Below are 18364 nucleotides of genomic sequence, written 5' to 3' on the forward strand. Positions count from 1 at the left end.
ATGACGTCGCGCCTTTCCCTTGTCGCTGCGGCGATGCTGCTGGGCCTGCCGGTGCAGGCGATGGCGGGCGAAGAACGCGCTTTCGATATTCCGAAGGGCAATCTTTCGAGCGTACTGCCCCTCGTCAGCCGGCAGGCCGGGGTCAGCATCAGCGTCGTCGATGCAAAATTATGGCGAGCGCGCGTCAAGCCGGTTCGCGGCCGGATGAGCGTCGACGAAGCGATCCGTCGCCTGCTGGCGGGTTCCGACGCCCGCGCCGTGCGTGTCAGCGCGACGAGCTGGCGAATCGAACGCCGTCCACCGCCGCCTCGCGTCGCCCATCGCGCGATGCCACCGCCGCGGCAGGCGCCGCAGCCGCGGGCGCGCGAGCCATCGAACGACATGGTCGCGGCGGCGCACGACGAAATTATCGTCACCGCGTCGAAGACCGACCTTCCCTATTCGCACTTCGCGGGCGTCGCCACCCAGCTGGATGGCGGCGATTTGGCGTTTGGTGGCGAACGCGGGATGGACTCGATTCTGTCGCGCACCGCGACGGTATCCTCGACCCATCTGGGTTCGGGGCGCAACAAGCTGTTCATTCGCGGCATCGCCGATTCGAGCTTCACCGGCCCGACGCAATCCACCGTGGGCCAATATCTCGGTGATATTCGCCTCAGCTACAATGCGCCCGATCCGGACCTCCGGCTCTACGACGTCGACAATGTCGAAATCCTCGAAGGGCCGCAGGGCACGCTCTACGGCGCCGGCTCGCTCGGCGGGATTATCCGCGTCGTGCCGAAGGCGCCCGATCCGCGCGCAATGTCGATACAGGCGATCGCCGGAGTCTCGGTGACGCAGCATGGCGACCCCGGCGGTGACATCGCCGCGATCGCGAACCTGCCCATCGGCGACAACGGCCATGCACTGCGCCTCGTCGGCTATATGCTGACCGACGGCGGCTATATCGACAATCCGATGCTCGGACAGAATGACGTCAATCGCGTCCACGTTCGCGGCGGTCGCGGCACCTTCCGCTTCGAGGCTGGCGACGGCTGGACGATCGATCTGGGCGGAATCTATCAGGTTATCAAATCGAACGACGCGCAATATGCCGACAAAGACGCGCCGCCGCTCGAGCGCAATTCGCTCGTCCAGCAAAATGCGAAGGCGCGCTATGCGCTCGGCACCGTCGTCGTGATGAAGGACTGGGGCGACCTGCGTTTCCAGTCGTCGAACGCCTATGTCCAACACCGGCTGTTCGAACGCTTCGACGCCACCCTCCCCGACGGCGTGCAGGCGGGCGCGGTCGATATCGAACGCCTCTTCTCACCCTATGATGTCAGCCTGATCAGCAACCGCCCGCGCGTGCTCGACCAGCGCAATGCAACGCGCATGTTTGTCAGCGAAAACCGACTGTCGCGACCCTATCACGACGGACTTGGCTGGGTCGTCGGTGTCAGTTTCATCGACAATCGTGCACGCCAGACGCGCGATTTCGGGATCGCCGGCTTCGGGTCGGCAGGCTTCAGCGCCAACCTGCCCGCGCGAACCGAGGCGGCGCCGCCTGCCGAATTGACGCAGACCGAGGTGAGTCTGAGGGGGATCAGCGCGATCCTGCCGGGCGTGACCAACCGGATCACCGAAGTCACCGGCTATGCCGAGGCGACGGTCGAAGTCATGCCCAACCTCGTCGCGACGGGCGGGCTTCGCATGTCGCACGCGCGGCTCGGCGGCACCGCCGAAGGCTTTTTCCTTGCGCTCGATCCGGCGCAGCGCGCGACGACGGCGTCGCGCAACGAAACCGACCTGCTCCCCTCCTTCTCGCTGCTCGCAACGCCGCTCGAAAATGTCCGGCTCTACGCCCGCTATCAGGAGGGCTTCCGCCCCGGCGGGCTCGCGGTCGATGGCAATTTCGTCCGCCGCTTCCTCAACGACCAGGTCCGGACGTGGGAGGCCGGGGTACGGTTCGGCGACAAGGGGCACAGCCTGCTCGATGCCAGCCTTGCGCTCTCCTACAGCCGCTGGCGCAACATCCAGGCGGATTTTATCGACAGCAATGGCTTTCCGACCACAGCCAATATCGGCGATGGGCGGATCACCAGCCTGTCCGGCACGATCGCGATGCGACCGACCGACGCGCTGACCTTCGAACTCGGTGCGGTCTACAACCACAGCCGTGTCGACGATTTCGCTCCGCAGATCCTGCCGGTCTACGACGCCGCGCCGACCCGCCTCGGCCGCATTCCCAACGTCGCGAAACATGCCGTCCGCGGTTCGGTCAATTATGCGACGGTGATCGGCGACGAGGATTTTCGCGTCAACGGCTGGGCGAGCTATATCGGCCCGTCGCGCCTCGGCATCGGTCCCGTGCTGGGCGAAAGTCAGGGCGACTATGTCGACACCGGCCTCGCAATGCGCGTCGGCAACGAACGCCGCGGCCTGTCGCTGACGCTGACCAACCTGTTCGACTCGCGGGGCAACCGCTTCTCTCTCGGAACGCCGTTCGTCGAGGGCAATGAGGGCTTCTTAACTCCCTTGCGCCCCCTTACCCTTCGCGTCGCGGTCGACGTAGCCTATTAGCGCGCCGCCGGCTGCGATTTCGGTGCCATCGATCGACGGAGAATTGGAGCGGGTAGCGGGAAACCCGTCTCTAAAGCTATGAATTGAAACGGAAAAAAATTATCCGATTCCGACTAAAATGGAGCCCCGATCGTAGCCCCAAGGCCGATTTTCGGGACCGGTTTGGTTCCCAATCCGGTTGCTGAGACGTGTTAAACACCACTGATTAATCATGGGCAAGCGCATTTTCTTCCCGACCGAGTTTGGTCAGGATGGCCGGGAGGAGACTGTCTGGTTTCGGAAAATCGCTTTGGCTTAGCGGACATTCGCAAAGCACGGGTTCGGCGGCAGCATCCAATCAAACCCCGTTGTTCAAGCCGGCTACCGTGGATGTCCGCATTTGCAAGAACCTGCGAATACGCTGAGTCAAATTGGCCAGTCAGTGCTTATCCCCATCTCGGTTCTGCGAATTCTAGGTCATTCACCAGACGGCAGGCGTGCTGGCGGCAGCCTTGAAGACGGGTTCGGTAACGATGTGCGCACCCGGATCGAATAGCGCTACAGCGATTTCGGTTCGATTGGAACCAATTGGGACCGCTAACAGGTTCTGGCAAGCCCGCTGCTGAACTTGTAGTCATCAAGGCGGGGCGGGCTGCAAGGGCCCGCCCGGTCATTGCCGTTCAAGGTCAGGAGAGCGCGACCGATGGATCTTTTGAGCGACATTCTCGACTCCATGGCCCTGCAAGGGCAATTCTATTTCAGGACATGCTTCAACACTCCCTGGGCGATTGGAGTGCCCGATTATGCCTCGGCCATCCGGTTTCACTTTGCAGTGCAGGGCGAATGCTATGTCCGCGCAGGCGAAGATGAGCCCATTCTGCTGCGTCAGGGCGATCTGGTTCTGGTTCCTGCCGGCGCGGCTCATTCCCTGTCCGACACGCCGGAGCGCAAGCCTGTATCGCTCGAAACCGTTATGCAGGACTCCGGATATCCGGGGACCGGGACCTTCATCGTCGGTGACGGTTGCGAGCGTGCTGCGACACAGTTGATGTGCGGGCATTTCACCTTCGCCGAGGGTAGCCGCCACCCGTTGCTCAGATCGCTTCCGAAACTCCTTCACCTCAGTGCCGGCATGCGCAGCGTCTCGTTCTGGCTGGATGAGGCGCTTCGGCTGATGGCGCGACAAATGACGGGCGAACAACCCGGTTCGCTCGCGGTCGTGCGGCGCATGTCCGAGATCATCTTCATCGAGACTGTCCGGGCTTGTTCTGCCCAGTCCGAGCAACTCAGCGGTCTGATGGAAGCACTCGCCGACCCCAAGATCTCGCGGGCGATCCAGGCCATGCACCGAGATGTCGCGATGCAATGGACAGTCGAGACGCTGGCCGGTGAGGCCGCCATGTCGCGCAGTCGCTTCGCCGCGCGCTTTCAGGAACTGGTCGGGTGCGGACCGCTCACATATCTGGCCGAATGGCGGCTGCAGAAGGCCTGCGCCCTGCTGCGCGATAGCCGCGTTTCGGTGCAGGAAGTTGCGAGCCGAATCGGCTACCAGTCTCCGGCAGCCTTCACCCGCGCATTCGCCAACATGTTCGGCGAGACCCCGAGTGCGTTTCGTCACCGTCTTGCCGCATAAATTTGCACATTGTCCTTTTGGGTTTGCATGAAATCCCAATAATTGGCGGGTGGATTGCTCTATCGTCCAGTATCCAGCATCGCTCCTGTGTCATGAACGTAGACAAGGAGACAGACATGCAACGGATTTCTGCAGTACCCCTCGAAACCACCGACGAAGCTGTGGCGCCGCTCTTCAGCGCCATCCGCGCCAAGATGGGCGGCGTGCCCAACATCATGCGGACCATGGCGCAGTCGCCGGCCGCGCTCGAGGCCTACCTCGGCCTGAGCAATGCGCTCGGCAAGGGCCGTTTCACGGCCGGCGAGCGTGAGCTGATCGCGCTCGCCGCCGCAGGCGAGAACAGCTGCGACTATTGCGCATCGGCCCATACCGCGCTTGGCAAGATGGCGGGTCTCGGCCAGGCTGACATGCAGCAGGTCATTGCTGGCGGCGAACTTTCCGGCGGCAACGGGGCGATCATTGCGATGGTTCGCACTATCGTCAGCCGCAAGGGCGTGATTTCGGATGCCGAGATCGAAGCCTTCTACGCCGCAGGATTCGACGCCGGTCACCTCGTCGAACTTATCGCTGCAACCGCGATGAACATCTTCACCAATTACTTCAACCATATCGCTGCAACCGACATCGATTTCCCGGTTGTCTCGACCAAGGCCGCCTGAGCGGCCACCAAACACACCTCAACCAACAATCTGGAGAATACCTATGAAGAAGCCGCTTATGGCTGCGCTGATCGCTGCCCAACTCGTATCGTTCGCTTCGCCCGCGCTCGCTGTCGAAGAAAACAATGTTTCCAACGGCCTGACCGCCGCCGGCGCGCCGCTTGGCCTGCATGGCGTCGACCCTGTCGCCTTCGTGACGCTGGGCAACCGCATCGAAGGCACCGCCAAGTTCACTGCGGTTCATGACGGCGTCGCCTACTACTTCACGTCGCAGGAAAACCTCGAGACCTTCCAGGCTGACCCCGGCCGGTTCTCGCCGCAGAATGGCGGTTACTGCACCTTCGGGGTTTCGGTCGGCAAGAAGTTCGATGGCGACCCGCGCTACGCGGCTGTCGTCAACGGCAAGCTCTATGTCTTCCTGAACGAGGACATTCTGAAGGCGTTCCAGAAGGACCAGGCCGGTACCATCAAGAAGGCCGAAGCCAACTGGAAGCAGATCCGCAGCTTGGCCGCCGCGTCGCTCTGACGCCGCGCGCCGGATGACGGCGGCCGCAATGCCGGTCCCGACCCCCTCCACGGCTGTCGGTCGTCGTCCTCCCCCTCATTTCGAAAGGCGAATTCCCATGAACATTCTTGACCACATCAGCCTCGGCGTTCCGTCCATCGACGACGCCCGCAAGTTCTACGATACCGCCATGGCGACTCTTGGGCTCGATTGTCTCGCCGCGAACGACGCGTTCGCGGCATACGGCAACGGTGCTGTCCAGTTCCTGCTGATGGTTCCGGCCGACGGGATACGCAAGGTAATGGCACCCACGTCGCATTCCGGGCTGAGAGCCAGGCCGTCGTCGACGCCTTCCATGCGACTGCAATACAGGGCGGCGGTGCTTGCGCCGGGGAACCGGGACCGCGTCCGGATTATCCCGCCAGCGATGTCTATGCGGCCTTCGTGCGCGATCCTTTCGGGCACAAGCTCGAAGCGATCCACAACGGCTTTGCAGCTTAAAGGGGCTATGACATGGAACAGGCCTATCACTTTCTCGCCCTGTCGGGTGTCTTCACGGTCCTGATGTGGGTTCCCTATATCGTCTCGCGCTTGTTCGTGTGGGGGATCGGGGATTTTCTCAAGAACTATCCTGAAGGTTACCCCGCACAGGAGCCGGTTCCGCCACTCTGGGCACAGAGGGCCAAGCGCGCCCATCTCAACATGGTTGAAACCCTGCCCGCCTTCGTGGCTGTGGTGGTCGCCGCAGGAATGCTGCCCGACCGGATCGACGCAGCATTCGTCGGCCAATGCGCCATGGTCTTCTACTACGCGAGGGTGGTACATTACATCGTCTATGCGCTTGGCGTACCTTACCTTCGCACGCCGACCTACCTGGTATCCTGGGCGGCGATCCTTGCCATCGGCTTGCAGCTGGGTTGATCCGGGAAGCTTCCGGACAGGGACGCGAAACCATGACGGCAGGTTTTAACGACAGCTTGTTGCTCGATGCCATTCGCAACTGTGCGCAATGTCAGGATCTGTCGTTGGGTCCGCGTCCCATACTCCAATGGCAGCGGGACGCACGGATCCTGATTGCCGGCCAGGCGCCGGGTCGCCTTACCCATGAAAAGGGCGTTCCCTTCGACGATCCTTCGGGCGACCGCCTGCGAGGCTGGCTCGGTGTGGACCGCGCAACGTTCTACGATCCCGGCATTTTCGCCATCGTGCCGATGGCGTTCTGCTACCCGGGCACAGGCCAATCTGGTGATTTGCCACCACCATCCGTCTGCGCGCAACTTTGGCGGAACCGGTTGCTTGGGCCGATGCAAAGCCTCGAGCTCACGATCATAGTGGGACAATATGCCGCCGCATGGCATTACCCTGACGAGAAGGGTGCGTTGACGGGTTTGGTCTGCCGCTGGAAAAAGACCTTTCCTGCCATGGTGGTGCTGCCGCATCCAAGCCCGCGCAATCGCATGTGGTTATCCAGAAACCCCTGGTTTGAAGCGGATCTTGTGCCGCACCTGCGTGAGCGCGTCGCCGGGATTCTCGCGGCCATGCGGCCGTCGGTTCAAGATCCACTGTAACGTATTTGCGATCCTGACGAACCCGGGTTCGGAGTTCCATAATGAGTGTTCGAATTTGCCTTGCATTGGCGATTGTTGCTCTCTTCGCCGGGTCCAAGACCTTCGCCAACGAATCCCCGCAGACTGACGCGCCAGCCCAAATGCGCTGCGCCCCACCGGTCGCGTCACTTGTGATCCGCAATGTCACAGCCATCGATTTTCGCGGTGAGCGGCCCGACATGACGGAAAACGTGTCGATCTTCATCGCGGATGGCCGGATTGTCGGAATTTTGCCGCAAGGCGAACCCGATCCCGCAACGCCGGAGATGGTCTTCGACGGTACCGGTCTGACGGTGATCCCCGGATTGCATGACATGCATGTCCACATCTGGGATCAGACCGAACTCGCCGCCAATCTGATGCACGGGGTCACGACCGTCCGGAACATGTCGGGGATGCCGTTTCACCTGCGCCTGGCCGAACAGCTGGAAGCTGGTGCTTTGTGCGGGCCGCACCTCCTCACGGCCGGTCCGATCCTCAACAGCAAGGGGCCGGACAGTCAGATCTATCATCAGATTGTTGAGACCGGCGAAGACGCCCACGCCGCCGTCCAGCAGCAACATGCCTTGGGTTTCCGCCGCCTTAAGGTCTATTCGAACCTGTCTGCCGAAGCATATCACGCCGCGCGGGAGGAGGCCCACCGACTGGGTATGGTGGTGACGGGTCACGTGCCGGAGGGAGGCAGAAGCTTCGACGAGACCGGCCGCCCACGCTTTGCGCTGAACCTTGCTGAGGTCGTGGGCGACGGCTTCGAGACTATCGAGCATGTCGAGGCGATCGCCTGGCACGGCCTCGAAGGCGCACTCGATTATGCAGCCGCAAGAATGCTCGCGCGGCAGATTGCCACAAGCAAGGTGCCGGTCACACCGACGCTGATCGCTCATCTCAATCTTGTCGAAGTTGCACAGTCCGGTGGTGCCTACGCCTATCGCAGCGGAGTGGAAACCTTACCGCCGCTGGCACAGGTCGTCGCCGCTCCGTCAATTGCCCGCTGGGCGAGCGAACAGGCGCTTCCCGAGCGCAAGAAGCACGAATTCTACATCCAGTTTACCCGCATTCTCGATGAGGAGGGTGTGCCAATCGTGGCGGGCAGCGATGCGGGGATATTCACCAATGTCCCCGGCGCCTCGCTACTGGACGAGCTCGAATTGCTGGCGGTCGCGCTGGCTTCACCTTTCAAGGCGATCAAGGCGGCAACCGCAACGCCCGCCGAAATCCTCGGCCATGCGGGCGAAGCAGGATGCCTTGCCGAAGGGTGCGCGGCCGATCTTGTGCTCTATCGTTGCAACCCGCTGATGGACATCAATTGCTTGCGGCTTCCCGAAGCGGTGATCATGCGCGGCAAGCTGTTCGATGCCGATCAGTTGCGCGGCGACACGGGACTGCGCGCCCTCGCCCTGGACCACGACAACGAGCGCACTTTCAGCAACATCCTTGAAGGCTTCGCCGCGCAAGGGTACCCGATCACACCGCAGCAGCTGGGCGAAGCACTGGGAGGCGTGGCACCGTGATTGCGTGCACAGGCCGACAACCGGCACCCGCCGCGACGCGCGCGCTGCATCGCTGGTGTCTCTTCGCGATGGCCGGCCTTGGCTCCGTACCCACGCAAGCCGACGCGTCGATTGCGGAATACGTCATCACCGTGGATGCCGACGCGCCGCTTGTTCTGCGCGGATCGATGCGTTTGCAGGCGGGAGACACCACCGTCTGGCCGGCGCGCCACGGGAATGCCGGGGCGTTCAATGAAGTCCGGTGCTCGGACGGACGACCGGCCGAGACGCTGCAATCCGGCTGGCAAATCCCGCAAGGGTGCCAGCAGGTCGAGTGGGACGTCAGGACTGTCGATCTCAACGCTTCGCCGGCCGATGCCACCGTGCCGCAAACCGGGCATGACCCGCGGCAAGGCTTCTGGTTGATCTCCGAAGCATCAGCGTTGCTCCGCCGGAGTGATGAATCCACCGGTATCGCGGTGCGGATCTGCGCGAGCGACGATTGCCGCGACAGCACGCCGCTGGTTTTGCCATCGGCTAATCAGCCGCCGCTCTATGCAGCGATCGGAGCAAGGCCGAGTCTTGTCGCGCAGCATGTCGCCATGACGATCAGGATCCACGGCGAGCGGCCAGAGCTGCCCGGCATTGATGAGTTCCCGCATGCCCTGGCCGAGACGATGGTGCACTGGGGAGACGCGCTTGGCATCCCTGCAAGCCGCGGCATTGTTTACGACTGGGTCTGGCTGCCACCAGCACCAGACCAGCCATCCGGTTTCTACGCCAGCGCCGGCTTTGACACTTTCGTGAGCCAGCTGGTCGTTTCGGAAGACCCAGAGGATCAAACGCCGGCTCGATTGAGGTCAATCATCTGGACTGGAGCGGCGCATGAGGCGTTTCACAGTGTGAGCGGTCGGCTCGGAGCCGACTGGCCGGCGTGGGTCAACGAAAGTCTCGCAAGCTACTTCGCCCTCGAAAGCGCGAGGCAGCGGCTCGACGCCGCCGATTTTGCGTGGATCGATCGCCAGTACGCGCACTATCCGGAAGCGCCCCCGCTGCTGGAAGCCCAACGACGATATGACGCGGGTGACGGCAGCCAGCGGCAGCATTTCTACGTCGTTGGCGTGCACTTCTGGCGCGTGGTTGCGGAGAATCTCGATGGTGTCGGTTCGACGCAGGCAAAGTTGGCCGAATTGATCAAGCAGAGTCGAGGCTTTGCACGGGTCGATCTGAGCGATCCCATTGCAATCATCCGATCAATCGAGGGAAGCGGTAGTGGGGCGGTTCCACTCGAGGCGCTTTGTCTGCTCGATGTAGACCACTGCGTCGGTAGCCCGACGGGTATCGCGGAATGAATGTGTTGCCAAAGCCGCCAGACCGACACCCTTCGTCGGCTGTTCAGTTTACTCGTCTCGTGGAGATCGATCCGATGATCCTGCTCGATCATATGTCGGATTGCCGAATTGCCCGCCATCTCCCGCTACTTGGTACGGGTTGGGATCACAACCGGATCGAGACCTTTGTAAAGGCAAAGGAGCAGTGCTGGGCCCGTCATGGTCTGGGGCACTGGGCAATCCTGATCGACAAGACCTATGCCGGATGGGGCGGATTTCAGAAAGAGGGCAACGACTGGGACTTCGGTTTGGTCCTGCGGCCCGAGTATTTCTCTTTCGGCGGCTTGATCTTCGATAAGGCGATCGCATGGCTCTCGGTCCATCGTGACGTCAGGGAAGTCACCTTCCTGCTACCGCATTCCCGCTCGCGGCGCGTTCCCGAACGGCTCGGTGCGAACCATCTTGGAGAAGTCATTCACGATGGAGTACCCTTCACGAAATGGTCCCTCGCTGTCCCTCGTCAACTGGAGCGCCGCGGCCCCCTCGCTTGAACATCGATACGCGGAGTCCCCCTCTATTCAACACGTCATGCAATCACGGCTAGCTTGCTGCTGTACCTTCATGCGAGCGCAGTGCCGTACGAGGACGTGTCATCATAAGGACGGCTACGTTCGACCGCATCTCAGGGGAGACAGCTTCTCCCGCATCACGTGTTGATCGCTCAGTTCTGGGGATCGAACTGGCAAAAGCGGGAGACGCAGCGCAGCTTGGCGGAACGAATGGCAATCGCTCAACGTTTCGATTCTCGATTTCCCCAGCGCCAACGGGGGAAATCAAGGTCGCCTTCGCCGCTCAGTTCACTGTGTAAGGTGGACGAGACGCCACTCTCTCCAGCAGCACCCATTCCGGGTAGCGGCACATGTGCAGCCGCGTTGCGACGGACGTTTTGGGAATGCGTGAGTGTCGGACTCCGGCCGGAGTACCGCCGTCGAGCAAGTCTTGGGTATGATTGACTACTACCGGACCCGGCCTTTGAGACCAATGGGCGGGCATGTCTGCTTTCAGACGATTGTCAGGCAACCCGCTACGACCGACATTAGGGCGCAAAGCCGCCACGGCTCAATCGATGCCGGGCTACATCCAAGCCGCCACGCCAAGCAGCGCAAGAAGTGCCCCACAAAGCACTCCACCTGTCCCCGCCCATGTCACCCACCAATCCTGATCGGCGGTCGACCGCCGCTGCTTGAACATACCCTCGACGCGGCCAAGCGACCGCGCCAGCTCCTCGCGGGCTTGCCCAACGGATTTGCGATCCTCGGCACCGAGGGATCGCGCGGCTTCATGGCTTTCGGCGGCAAGGGTCAGCGGTGTGAGGCGCATGGCCGGCTTGTCGTTGATACTTGCGATCTGCTGATCGATACGGTCGAGGCGAGCCGCCACATCACGAAGCGTGGAGGAATAGTCCGGCATCCACTCCTTCGCTGCCGTGAGACCTTCGATTGCGGCATGCAGGAGCGAAATTTCGTCGCGCAGCTTGTCGAAGGCTTCGGCGGCATTGTTGGAGGCCGGGGTCGAGCGAGAGCGTTTTTCCGTCATGGCACCGGCCTACATAGATATCCCGATCCCGCGTGAGCGGCCGAGATGTTGCTGTAGTTCGTGAGACAGCGATGCCGTCGCAGAAGGCGTCAGGCCCAGTTCTATGCGCCGGTTCTGGAGCAGCGACTCGAGCTGCGGGTCACGGTGCAGGCTCTTCGCCATGTCGGTGAGACTGGCGCGGGCCTTGTCGCGCGCGTCATAGGTTGGCGCTTCGCGTGCGCGCATAGTCTCCTTCTTCCAAGTCGCAACGAACAATTCGGCGCGCTTCTCGAGCTCGGCAGCGAGCCGCTTCGCTGCGGCAGCCTGCTGCACCCCATCGCGAGCCGCGCGCTCTGCCGCGACGCGCTCGGCGGCCCGGGCCGCGTCCTGACGGTCCATCGCCTCGATCGCGCCTGCGGTTCGTCCTTCGGCCGCATTCTGGACCAGCCTGTCGCTCTTGCCGAACGCCTCGCGCAGATCGCGCGCGCCACCGGGACGCAACGCGTCAAGCTCGCGGAACGCCTTGCGGTAGCTGTCGATCTCGTGCGGCAGTTCCTTGCCTCCGGCGCGGCGTACGTCGACGATCTCCTTCGTTGCCCGCGCAAAACGCTCGACTGCCTTGTCAAGCTCGGCGCGCATGGGCGCGGGATCTAGCGCTCGTGCGTTCACGCGCACCTCCGCCAAGCCGGCCGCCCGCCTGATCCTGGGCGCCGGCTCCGTCAGCGCTTCGCGCGACACCGAGAGCTTCAGCCCGTCGAACATGCTGCGTTTCGGCTCGGCCGACTTCGCCGTTTCGGGTATCCGATAATCGCTCGCCATATCCTTCCCGCGTTCACGCGATGCCGCGCGCACGAGTTTGTTCTGGTTCGCAAAATCGTCGCGCCCATAGTAGAGATCGACGCGCTCGCGATGCCTGGACAGCGCGACATAGGTCGAGTGGCTGTCTACCCCCGGCGTCGCGAGCACCTGTACCCGGTCGACGGTCATCCCCTGCGCCTTGTGGATTGTCGCCGCATAGCCATGATCGACATGGGCATAATCCTTGACGTCAAAGGCGACGCTGCGGCCGTCGTCGAGCATTACCGCCATGCGCATCGGACTCGCGCTCTGCACCGTTCCGAGCGAGCCGTTCTTGACCCCAAGGTCGCGCTCGTTCTTCAGGAACATGATGCGGTCACCCGCCGCGAAGCTCCGCTGGCCGCGCTCGACCGTCAGCACAACCTCATTGCCAAGAGCTCCGCCGGCCTTCATCCGCTCGCGAACCGCCTCGTTGAGCTCGCGCACTTCGTCATTGGTGTGGGTCAGAATGATGCGGCTCGCATTCGGATGCGCCTGCCGGTCCCGATCCCAGGCATCGACGAGGGCACTCCGCGCTGCCTCGCGCGTATCGGCGGCATGGACAAACCCGGCGTCGGCGTAGCGCCCGATCGCCTCGCCGGTCCGCCCGGTAGCGAGCTCGCGCGTCGCCGCGCGCTGCCAGTCTTCCTGTTGGCGGCGGATATCCATGATTTCGACGGCGCCGTGGCGCTCGGCCGCCGCGCGGAAAGCGGCGCCCGCCTCGATCGCCTGCAGCTGCTGCGGATCGCCGACGAGAACGACTTTCGCGCCCTGTCGCTCGGCTTCGGACACGACACGTTCGAGCTGGCGTGTGCCGACCATGCCGGCTTCGTCGATCACAAGGATATGTTTGTCGGTCAGCCGCTCGCGATCATTCGCCCATTGATGCTCGAGGCTGGCGAGCGTCCGAGAGCCAATTCCCGCGCCCTGCTCGAGCCCTTCGGCCGCGATGCCGGACAGTGCTGCGCCCTGAACCTGATAGCCCGCCGCCGCCCACGCCTCGCGGGCAACGCCGAGCATGGCGCTCTTCCCCGTCCCGGCATAGCCGATGACGTTGCTGACGCCGCGCGAGCTGGTGACATGTTCGAGGGCGCCGCGCTGTTCGGCAGAGAGATTGAGACCGCGCTCCAGCGCGCGGGACAAGGCAAGCTCGCGGTGACGATCGCCAACACCATGATGGCGCCGCGCGTCGAGCGTCGACGTCGCGCGTTCGAGGCGCTGTTCGGTCTCGATCATCGATCGCGAGGTGAACCGGTCCTCGCGGCGCCCATCGCGTCCGATCGCAACGAGGTCGGGCGACGATTTGACCGCCGCCATCACGGCGTCGAACTGCTCTTTCCCGTCGCTGTGACGGTGCACGAACATGGCGAGGTCTCTGTTCGTGAAGGTCGCCTGGCGGTGGGTGATGGCGTCGAGCGCAATGCCCGGATTGGCGATGATCTTGTCGCCGTTCGAGCGCGCGATTTCGATGTGCTCGGCGAGGCGATCCGCTTCAAGCCCTTCGGCCGCCATGCGCGATGCAGCGGGTCCGATCTTGTGCTGCGGTTCGAGGTCGATACCCTGCGCTTCCAACGTGCGGTGATCGACACGCGCGTCGATGTCGAGCGATGCAAGACGCTCGTTGACATGGTCCGCCCAGGCTTCACGCCAATGCGTCAGAAGCTCGGCCCGGTTCCAATCGCGAACCTTCGCACCGAACTCAGCGCTGCCGTCCTCGCCAATCCGAATTTCGCGCATCGTCAGCATCACATGCGCGTGCGGCTTCGCTAGGCCGTCGGCGCCGATATCCCAGTGGACATTAAGGTCCGCGATCATGCCGCGGTCGACGAACTCGCGCTGGACGAAGTCGCGGGCGAGCTCGATGCCCTGTCCCTCGGTCATCTCGCGGGGGATCGCGAACTCTACCTCGCGCGCCAGCTGCGCGTCCTTGCGGACCTCCGACGCCTCGACATCATTCCAGAGCTTTTCGCGGTCACGCCATTCCCCGGACGCGCCCTCGGGTAGCATCACCTCACTATGAACGACGCCCGCTTTGTTCGAGAAGTCATGGCTACGTCCAAGCCGCTCGTCGTGCAGGCGATCGGCCGAACGATAGGCCGCGGCGGCGACCGCGCTGCTGCCGACCGTACGCGAAATGACTTTTGCCGAGAAATGGTAGATCGCCATGAGGGCTATCCATTTACAGCAAAACGAGCACGTCGGCACGACGTATAAGCGCGCCCTCACACGAATTCATCGCGCTCGGGATCAGGTCATCTCAAGGAATTCCAGCACCTTGCGGGGCCGTAAGACTCGGCATAGCTGGTCCGTCCGACCGCATGAATATGGAAGGACCGACGATGCGCAAACCGAGAGATTTCGATGCCGAACTCCGGGCGCTCACCGACAAGGCCAAGGCGCTGAAGACCAAGAAGCAAGGCCAGCTCGGCGAGCTGGTGATTGCTATAGGTGCCGACGCGCTGTCGATGGAGCAGCTTGCTGGCGCGCTGATCGAAGCCGCCGGATCGGACGCCGCGCGGAAGGAGGCGTGGCGCAAAAGCGGCGCTGCCTTCTTTCGCGGCGATGGCGCCCGCGTTCGCAAAGGCGCTAGCCGGAACGCGGGCGGCGCATCGGCGATCGGTGCAAGCCCGCAACCGGCTTCAGGCGAAGCGGGCACGGCATGACACGCGGGCTTGGCAGGTGAAACGCCGTGAGCGCACGCGTCAACTGATCGAGCTTGGCGGGCTCGTCACGAAGGCCGATCTGGTCGAGCTGACGGGCGATGATCGCGCCGTGATACTTGGTTTGCTGGTCGATGCCGCGGCGGCGCTGCGCGGCGAAGCTCGTGAGCAGCAACTGCTGCTATGGCGCCGCAGGGGGCGGCGCGCATTCGCGGAAGATTAGAAGTAATCAGGAGGTGGGCTTGGGCGTGCGGTACTTGTTCCGCTTGTCCGCGACATAGCTGTGGCCGCCCTCGCCCTTGACGATCTCGAACAAGCCGATCGCCTCGAACAGCGCCGGGAAGTTCTTGACGCCATAGTTGCGCGGATCGATCGGCGCTTGACGCTTCGCCGCGCTCCCGGCCGCGGACATTGCCGCCCATCCGTCATCGCGCGCCGCAGCCTCAACTGCACCGCGCAGGATGGTCACAAGTTTCGTGTCTTGTGCGAGCAGCTTGCCTGCCGGCTTGGCAGACGGAGCGGACTTCGGCGCCGCCTTCGCCTTTGTCGATTTTACTTCCGGCGATTCCGGTGTCGACGCGGTCGGTTCAGCCCCGTCGAGATTGTCGAGATATAGAAATGTCGTGCAGGCGTTGACGAAGGGGCTCGGTGTTTTTCGTTCGCCAAAGCCGTAAACTTCGTGACCATTGGCGCGAAGCTGCATGACCAGCGGCGTGAAGTCGGCGTCACTCGAAGCAAGGCAGAAGGCGTCGAGTTTCTGAGTATAGAGCAGTTCCATCGCGTCGATCACGAGCGCGATGTCGGTCGCATTTTTGCCGGTCGAATAGTTGAATTGCTGGATTGGACGAATGGCAAAATCGTGAAGCTTGTCCTTCCAGCCCTTGAGGGTCGGGCTGGCCCAATTGCCATAAGCTCGCCGGATGTTGGCTGTCCCGTATTTTGAAAGCTCCGCAAGCATGGCCGCGATCTTGCCGTGCGATACATTGTCGGCATCGATCAGCAGCGCGATCTTGCGATCCGGCGTCACGCGCTGCACATTCTCAATTTCCATCCGATACATTCCCGCCGGAGACACTGGATACGTCCAAGGCCGCGATATGATCGCGGCAAACTTTTTTCGACGAGGCCTTCGAGCACCGCGACGCGCTCGCCGATCCAGGTCATTTCCTCGGCGCTGATCTTGTAGTGCGGCGAGTAGCGCGCATTCACATAAGCGAGCCGCAAAAGCTCGAAGCAGCGGCGGCTGAACTTGTCGTCGCGCGGCCAAGCTTCGACGAGGGCGGGCGCGATCTGTTCGCACTGCGAGCGGAGAAAGTTGAGGCGATGGGATTTTGGCGAATAGAGCGTCGTGACCAAGAGAGCGCAATGATACGCGCGCTCGGTCGCCTGATGAAATGTGAAGGCGGCATCTAGCGGCTGGTCATCATCAATGTAGTGGAGCGCGCCACGTCGGGCCGCGCCGATTTTCGGAAACCAGCTGTCAAAGTTCTTCTGCGCCTCGATGCGCGCTTCGTCGAGGGGCAGATTGCGCGGCTGCGCGAACTCATACCCCTCGGCTTCATAGAGGCCGATGCCCTGCTCGACGATATCGATGAAGAACGGCCGCCCGCGCTCCAACTGCGCGTTCACGTCCTTGAGCGAATGAACGATGAAGCTCACCGGCGCGGTCAGTGTGTGATTGATCGTCACCTCGCGCATCAACCGATCTTCGGCCGCCGACCAATGTTCGAACTCGGTCAGCCGCTCATTGTTGACCACGACGAGGATATCATAGTCAGACTGATAGCCGCCGACCGGATCGTCGACCCAATCGCCGCGCGCATAGCTCCCATAAAGGACGATCTTGAAAATGCGGCCCTTGCGGTTCCAGTCCGAATTCCCGCGCGCATGCGCGGTCTCGAACTCCTCGAACAATATGCGCACGACATCGGAAAGTTCACGCTGCTTGGATACGGGAAGATGGTCGAGGCCGGTTCGCATAGGTTCACCCTGAAAGGCGTTGGACCGGATGGCAAGCGCCATCCAGTCCAACGCAGCTAGAGCCATGGCCAGACCAGATGCGGGAAGCGCGCATGGAGGCATCGCGACCAGAGACCAAAGGCGCGAACGAAGTCGGCGCTGACCTGATCGACACTGATCCCGTAGCGCGCCGCGAGTTCATCATGGGTTGTATCGTCGAACCGCTTCGACATGAAGATGTCGCCCTGCCGCGCGGTCATCTTGCTTAGCGCGATCACCATGCGGCGTTCGGCGTCCTCGACAGTGACCGTCGAAAGATCACGGCGCCTCATTGCTCGCCTCCCACAGGGGCGAGCAGATATTCGCTCGCCTTGCTCGCCTGACTGGCTGCACGGAAGACTGCTTTCTCATCGCCTCGCAGCACCGACAGCCACGACGCGATATAATCAGCATGCCGAACAGTCGGCGCGATGCCGAGCGAAGCGCAGGTGAACGCCGACGCCATTTCGGCGACCAGCTCTTCCTTGGCGTATGCCTCCGATCCGAACCCGCCTTTCTGGTCGCGGTCGAGACGGCTTGCATGCCCAGTCCAATGGCCAAGCTCATGTAGCGCGGTGCGATACCAGTTCACCGGCTCGGGAAAGGCCGCCTGCGGCGGCACCTGCACAAAATCATGGGACGGGCTGTAGAATGCCTCCGCGCCACCGATGTTGAAGCGCGCACCAGACGTCACAATCAGCGCATCGGCCTCGGCAATGGCGAGCACTGGATCGGGGCTGACTATTGGCGCGACATAATCCTCGGGTAGCCCCTCGCACTGGTCGACATTGAACACGACAAAGCGCTTCAGGAACGCCACCTGCCGCGCCTCGCGATCCTCACCGCGCGCTGCCTCAGCTTCGGCCTTTGGCGTGAACCGGTCGGCGTAGCAAATGACCGTGCCCTTCTCGCCGCGCCGGACGTTGCCGCCCGCCGCCTCGGCCTGCCGGTAGGTCAACCAGCGCTGCGACGCGTAGCCTTTCGTCATGACCTCGGCCCACAGGATCAGCACATTGATCCCGCTATATCTGCGGGCCGTCCCCGCATTCTGCGGCATCGTGCATCCACACGCCGCACTGTCCCACGGCTGCACCCATGGCAGCCGCCCCTCTTCTAGTTCGGCGATGATCCTGTTCGTGACCTCGGAATAGAGGCTCGCCCGCTCGGTCCTTTCTTTACGCATATCCCTTCTCCTTCCCGCCAACCGCACCCCGGCCCGGAAGGGGGCGGAGGTGGGCGGCAGGAAGGAGCCGGCAGGCCCGCAACATCGGGCGGGCTGCATCCGCAGGACCGGAACGAAGAGGAGGACCCGCAGGGTTGCGGCCCGGCCGGGCGGGGCTAGAGGCGAGTGACGCCCACCTCCGTCCCCGCCGCGTCGGGACCGATTACGCCGCCGCGCGAGCGGCGACCGCTGCAACCATCAATTCAATGAATCGAAAAACGCCCGCGCCGAGTCGGCGCGGTCCATCGCGACGCGACTGTCTCAGACAGTCTCAATTCTCTGATCGACAGCAAAAGAACCAGATTG

The 18364-nt window shown here is 62.7% G+C and carries 18 protein-coding genes; 12 read left to right on the top strand and 6 right to left on the bottom strand.

Going from position 1 to position 18364, the window contains the following annotated elements; all coding sequences use genetic code 11:
• From ATE71_RS00620 to ATE71_RS00665, 10 genes are all read left to right on the top strand, one after another.
• A complete protein-coding gene (locus ATE71_RS00620) occupies positions 1–2562 on the top strand; it encodes a TonB-dependent receptor domain-containing protein (RefSeq protein ID WP_058801439.1) in 2562 nt (853 codons plus the stop codon).
• A 682-nt stretch (positions 2563–3244) separates the two neighbouring features.
• Positions 3245–4174, top strand: coding sequence for an AraC family transcriptional regulator (locus ATE71_RS00625; RefSeq protein ID WP_058801440.1), 930 nt, complete (start codon positions 3245–3247; stop codon positions 4172–4174).
• A 116-nt stretch (positions 4175–4290) separates the two neighbouring features.
• On the top strand, positions 4291–4833 hold the full coding sequence (locus ATE71_RS00630; protein ID WP_058801627.1) for a carboxymuconolactone decarboxylase family protein: 543 nt from the start codon (positions 4291–4293) through the stop codon (positions 4831–4833).
• Positions 4834–4876: 43 nt separating this feature from the next.
• The gene (locus ATE71_RS00635; protein ID WP_058801441.1) at positions 4877–5359 is read left to right on the top strand and encodes a YHS domain-containing (seleno)protein; all 483 of its coding nucleotides are present in this window, start codon (positions 4877–4879) and stop codon (positions 5357–5359) included.
• Positions 5360–5548: 189 nt separating this feature from the next.
• On the top strand, positions 5549–5839 hold the full coding sequence (locus ATE71_RS23140) for a VOC family protein (RefSeq protein ID WP_152998574.1): 291 nt from the start codon (positions 5549–5551) through the stop codon (positions 5837–5839).
• 12 nt (positions 5840–5851) lie between these two features.
• A complete protein-coding gene (locus ATE71_RS00645) occupies positions 5852–6259 on the top strand; it encodes an MAPEG family protein (RefSeq protein ID WP_058801443.1) in 408 nt (135 codons plus the stop codon).
• Between the two features lie 32 nt (positions 6260–6291).
• Positions 6292–6906 carry a uracil-DNA glycosylase family protein gene (locus ATE71_RS00650; RefSeq protein WP_058801444.1) on the top strand — a complete coding sequence of 205 codons (615 nt, stop codon included), beginning with the start codon at positions 6292–6294 and terminating at the stop codon, positions 6904–6906.
• Between the two features lie 41 nt (positions 6907–6947).
• Positions 6948–8456, top strand: coding sequence for an amidohydrolase family protein (locus ATE71_RS00655; RefSeq protein ID WP_082664999.1), 1509 nt, complete (start codon positions 6948–6950; stop codon positions 8454–8456).
• A 68-nt stretch (positions 8457–8524) separates the two neighbouring features.
• Positions 8525–9787 carry a hypothetical protein gene (locus ATE71_RS00660; RefSeq protein WP_058801446.1) on the top strand — a complete coding sequence of 421 codons (1263 nt, stop codon included), beginning with the start codon at positions 8525–8527 and terminating at the stop codon, positions 9785–9787.
• A 74-nt stretch (positions 9788–9861) separates the two neighbouring features.
• Complete coding sequence (locus ATE71_RS00665; protein WP_201022896.1) at positions 9862–10317, top strand: hypothetical protein; 456 nt, start codon at positions 9862–9864, stop codon at positions 10315–10317.
• A 583-nt stretch (positions 10318–10900) separates the two neighbouring features.
• On the opposite strand, the gene ATE71_RS00670 is transcribed toward ATE71_RS00665, so the two are convergent.
• Positions 10901–11362 carry a hypothetical protein gene (locus ATE71_RS00670; RefSeq protein ID WP_058801448.1) on the bottom strand — a complete coding sequence of 154 codons (462 nt, stop codon included), beginning with the start codon at positions 11360–11362 and terminating at the stop codon, positions 10901–10903.
• Between the two features lie 9 nt (positions 11363–11371).
• Positions 11372–14344, bottom strand: a complete 2973-nt coding sequence (gene traA / locus ATE71_RS00675; RefSeq protein ID WP_058801449.1) for a Ti-type conjugative transfer relaxase TraA — start codon at positions 14342–14344, stop codon at positions 11372–11374.
• Positions 14345–14517: 173 nt separating this feature from the next.
• Between traA and ATE71_RS00680 the strand changes: the two genes are divergently transcribed.
• Positions 14518–14841 carry a conjugal transfer protein TraD gene (locus tag ATE71_RS00680; RefSeq protein ID WP_152998575.1) on the top strand — a complete coding sequence of 108 codons (324 nt, stop codon included), beginning with the start codon at positions 14518–14520 and terminating at the stop codon, positions 14839–14841.
• Positions 14842–14857: 16 nt separating this feature from the next.
• Positions 14858–15061: a conjugal transfer protein TraD gene (locus tag ATE71_RS00685; protein ID WP_058801450.1), complete on the top strand. Its 204-nt coding sequence runs from the start codon at positions 14858–14860 to the stop codon at positions 15059–15061.
• A gap of 6 nt (positions 15062–15067) precedes the next feature.
• Here ATE71_RS00685 and ATE71_RS00690 read toward each other — a convergent pair whose 3' ends face one another.
• The 4 genes from ATE71_RS00690 to ATE71_RS00705 are packed head-to-tail and all read right to left on the bottom strand — an operon-like array spanning position 15068 to position 18019.
• Complete coding sequence (locus ATE71_RS00690; protein ID WP_058801451.1) at positions 15068–15889, bottom strand: NYN domain-containing protein; 822 nt, start codon at positions 15887–15889, stop codon at positions 15068–15070.
• On the bottom strand, positions 15862–16818 hold the full coding sequence (locus ATE71_RS00695) for a nucleotidyltransferase domain-containing protein (RefSeq protein ID WP_152998576.1): 957 nt from the start codon (positions 16816–16818) through the stop codon (positions 15862–15864). Before ATE71_RS00695 ends, ATE71_RS00690 begins: the two co-directional genes overlap by 28 nt.
• 56 nt (positions 16819–16874) lie before the next feature.
• Complete coding sequence (locus tag ATE71_RS00700) at positions 16875–17129, bottom strand: sigma-70 family RNA polymerase sigma factor (RefSeq protein ID WP_058801452.1); 255 nt, start codon at positions 17127–17129, stop codon at positions 16875–16877.
• Positions 17126–18019, bottom strand: coding sequence for an ArdC family protein (locus ATE71_RS00705; RefSeq protein ID WP_058801453.1), 894 nt, complete (start codon positions 18017–18019; stop codon positions 17126–17128). The genes ATE71_RS00700 and ATE71_RS00705 overlap by 4 nt, the downstream gene beginning before the upstream one ends.
• Positions 18020–18364 lie beyond the last annotated feature (345 nt).

Origin of the sequence: Sphingopyxis sp. H115 (genome assembly GCF_001468465.1) — a bacterium.
Classification (GTDB): Bacteria; Pseudomonadota; Alphaproteobacteria; order Sphingomonadales; family Sphingomonadaceae; genus Sphingopyxis.